The 3,399-nt window shown below is 66.1% G+C and carries 3 protein-coding genes; 1 reads left to right on the top strand and 2 read right to left on the bottom strand.

What is annotated here, in order from left to right:
• Together guaB and WA702_RS01785 are read right to left on the bottom strand one after the other, a co-directional pair.
• A partial coding sequence (gene guaB, locus WA702_RS01790) for an IMP dehydrogenase (RefSeq protein ID WP_425108810.1) occupies positions 1 to 1,270 on the bottom strand: 1,270 nt, incomplete at its 3' end.
• Positions 1,271 to 1,576: 306 nt separating this feature from the next.
• Positions 1,577 to 1,825, bottom strand: coding sequence for a hypothetical protein (locus WA702_RS01785; RefSeq protein ID WP_425108809.1), 249 nt, complete (start codon positions 1,823 to 1,825; stop codon positions 1,577 to 1,579).
• 133 nt (positions 1,826 to 1,958) lie between these two features.
• Between WA702_RS01785 and WA702_RS01780 the strand changes: the two genes are divergently transcribed.
• A partial coding sequence (locus WA702_RS01780; protein ID WP_425108808.1) for an MFS transporter occupies positions 1,959 to 3,399 on the top strand: 1,441 nt, incomplete at its 3' end.

Raw genomic sequence — 3,399 nt, 5'->3', positions numbered from 1 at the left:
TGCCCTCGGGCACCAGCTTCAAGGTGTCCTTGATGTCCTGCTGGAAATAGCGGTCGGCCGAGCCGCGCGCCATCGCGCCGACCGAGCCCATGCCGCGATAGGCCTTGTAGGAGCGGCCCTGCCACAGGAACACCTCGCCCGGCGTCTCGTCGGTGCCGGCGAGCAGCGAGCCGACCATGGCGACATCGGCGCCGGCGGCGAGCGCCTTCGCCAGGTCGCCGGAAAATTTGATGCCGCCGTCGGCAATCACGGAGACGCCGGCCTTCTTGGTCGCTTCCACCGCGTCCATGATTGCGGTGAGCTGCGGCACGCCGACGCCGGCGACGATGCGCGTGGTGCAGATCGAGCCCGGCCCGATGCCGACCTTGATGGCGTCGGCGCCGGCATCGATCAGCGCCTGCGCGCCGTCGCGGGTGGCAATGTTGCCGGCGATCACCTGGACCTCGTTGGACAGCCGCTTGATGCGGTTGACTGCCTCCAGCACGCGCGAGGAGTGGCCGTGCGCGGTATCGACCACGACGAGGTCGACACCGGCATCGATCAACAGCTCGGTGCGCTCGAAGCCGCCTTCACCCACCGTGGTCGCCGCCGCGACGCGCAGACGACCCTGGCCGTCCTTGCAGGCCAGCGGATGCGCGACCGCCTTCTCCATGTCCTTCACAGTAATCAAGCCGACGCAGCGATATTGCTCGTCGACAACAAGGAGCTTCTCGATGCGATGCTTGTGCAGCATCCGCTTGGCTTCGGCCTGGCTGACGCTCTCGCGCACCGTGACGAGGTTCTCATGCGTCATCAGCTCCGAAACCTTCTGGTTGGGATCGGTGGCGAAGCGGACGTCGCGGTTGGTGAGGATGCCGACCAGCTTGCCGGGAATGCCCTTGCCGGCGCCGGTCACCACCGGAACGCCGGAGATGCCGTGCGTGCTCATCAGCGCCAGCGCATCCGACAGGGTCGCGTCCGGGCCGATCGTCAGCGGGTTCACCACCATGCCGGATTCGAACTTCTTGACCTGCCGCACCTGCGCGGCCTGTCCCTGCGGATCGAAATTGCGGTGGATCACGCCGACGCCGCCGGCCTGCGCCATCGCGATCGCCATGCGCGCCTCGGTCACGGTGTCCATGGCGGACGCCATGATCGGAATGTTCAGCGGGATCGCCCGGGTCACGTGGGAGCGGATATCGACATCCGAAGGAAGCACATCCGACGCGCCTGGCTTCAGCAGCACGTCGTCGAATGTAAAGGCTTCGCGGATTCCCTGCACGACGGCCATCGTCAACTCCTTGATCTCTCGGCCGCAGCTCGCGACCTGATGGGTGGATGAGCGCCGCCGCCAGCGAAGCCATTGCCTCGCTGTCGAATCGATGCCCATCGATGGGGTTGACGCGGGTCGATAGCACGCTGACGTGACGAATCAAAGGGGCCGCGGGGCAGAATCGCGGATTTGCGCCTCAAAGCCGCTGGGCGCCCGGCGAGCCCGCATCGCAGGGCTCGCGTGGAATAAAATATCACCGTTGGCGCCATGACAGGCCGGAAATTCCGCACCTTGTCCGGCGGAGCGCCCTCGCCGACGCCCGTCTCAGCGCGGATAGCCCGGCGGTGGGCCATAGCGCCTGATCGCGTCCACCACCTCGCGGTGCCGGCGCTGCTCCCGCCTCATATGCACCGCGATGACCGCATGCGCCGAGGGCACCAACAGCAGCACGTGGAAGACCAACCCGAGCACCAGGCAGACCACGATCAGGAGCAGGTTGAAGATCGCCGCGAACGGCTGGCCGTTGAGCAGCACGCCAAGTGGCGGCACCAACACAGCAAGCACGTAGATCATCAGCGGCCCTCCGGCATGTGTCTGTCGTGCAGCATTTAGGGAGCCATGCAGACAGCGCAATGGCCTCATCAGCGGCGGGATGATAAAGCCGCACGCCCGCCCCGCCCTCTCCCCGCGTCAACCCCGACTTTCAATGAACAAGCAACGCGTCATCCCGCTGATCGTCGCGACCGCGCTCTTCATGGAGAACATGGACTCCACGGTGATCGCGACATCGCTGCCGGCGATCGCCGTCGACATCGCCACCAGTCCGCTGACGCTGAAGCTCGCCATCACCTCCTATCTGCTGTCGCTCGCGGTGTTCATCCCGGCGAGCGGCTGGACCGCCGACCGTTTCGGCGCGCGAACGGTGTTCAGCGTCGCTGTCGGCGTCTTCATGGTCGGCTCGATCGGCTGCGCGCTGTCGCAGTCGGTGCCGAACTTCGTGTTCGCCCGCATCCTGCAGGGGATGGGCGGCGCGATGATGACGCCGGTCGGACGGCTGGTGCTGCTGCGCTCGGTCGATAAGAGCGAATTGGTCAGCGCCATGGCCTGGGTCACGGTCCCGGCCCTGATCGGCCCTGTGATCGGACCGCCGCTCGGCGGCTTCATCACCACCTATTTCTCCTGGCACTGGATCTTCCTGATCAACATCCCGATCGGATTGCTCGGCGTCGTGATGGCGCTGCGCTACATCGATCCGATCAAGGAGGAGCATCCCGAACCCTTCGATCTCTACGGCATGGTGCTCGCCGGCATCGGTCTTGCCGGCATCGCCTTCGGGCTCTCGGTCGCCGGCCTCAATTTGCTGCCGTGGTCGGTCGTGGGCGCACTGATCGCGATCGGCGCGATCGCAATGACGCTCTACGTCATCCATGCGCGCCGTACCGGCTCGCCGGTGCTCGATTTCTCGATGCTGAACCTGCCGACCTTGCGCGCCGCCGTCGTCGGCGGCTTTTTCTTCCGGCTCGGCATCGGCGCGCTGCCGTTCCTGCTGCCGCTGCTGATGCAGATCGGCTTCGGGCTGACGCCGTTTCAGTCCGGCCTCGTCACCTTCGGCTCGGCGGTAGGGGCCATGGGAATGAAGACGCTCGCAAGCCGCATCATCCGCACCTTCGGCTTCCGCAATCTGATGACCGTCAACGCGGTGGTCTCCTCGGTCTTCCTGGCGGCCTGCGCGCTGTTCACGCCGACGACGCCGCTGCTGCTGATCCTGATCATCCTCGTCGTCGGCGGCTTCTTCCGCTCGCTGGAATTCACCGCGATCAACACCGTCGCCTATGCCGAGGTCGACAGCGCGCAGATGAGCCGCGCCACCACGCTCGTCTCCGTCAATCAGCAGCTGGCGATTTCGGCAGGCGTCGCCATCGGCGCCTTCTCGGTCGAAAGCACGCTGTGGTGGCACGGCGCCGCCGAGCTCAGCGCCTCCGCGTTCGCGCCCGCCTTCGTCGTGGTCTCGATCGTCTCGGCCGCGTCCGCCTTCTTCTTCTGGCAGATGCCTGACGATGCCGGTCACGAGATCTCGGGCCGCAAGGTCAAGGAGATCGCAAGCCGCAAGGGCGCCGAAAAGGCCGCGAGGAAGGTGGCGACCGAGA

The organism is Bradyrhizobium sp., assembly GCF_049798375.1.
Classification (GTDB): Bacteria; Pseudomonadota; Alphaproteobacteria; order Rhizobiales; family Xanthobacteraceae; genus Bradyrhizobium.
Note: the sequence above shows the minus strand (reverse complement) of the source record. Positions and strands in the feature narration are given on the sequence as shown.

Excerpts from the sequence above, each read along its gene's own strand:
- WA702_RS01785 (WP_425108809.1), bottom strand. The coding sequence starts at position 1,825 with ATGATCTACGTGCTTGCTGTGTTGGTGCCGCCACTTGGCGTGCTGCTC.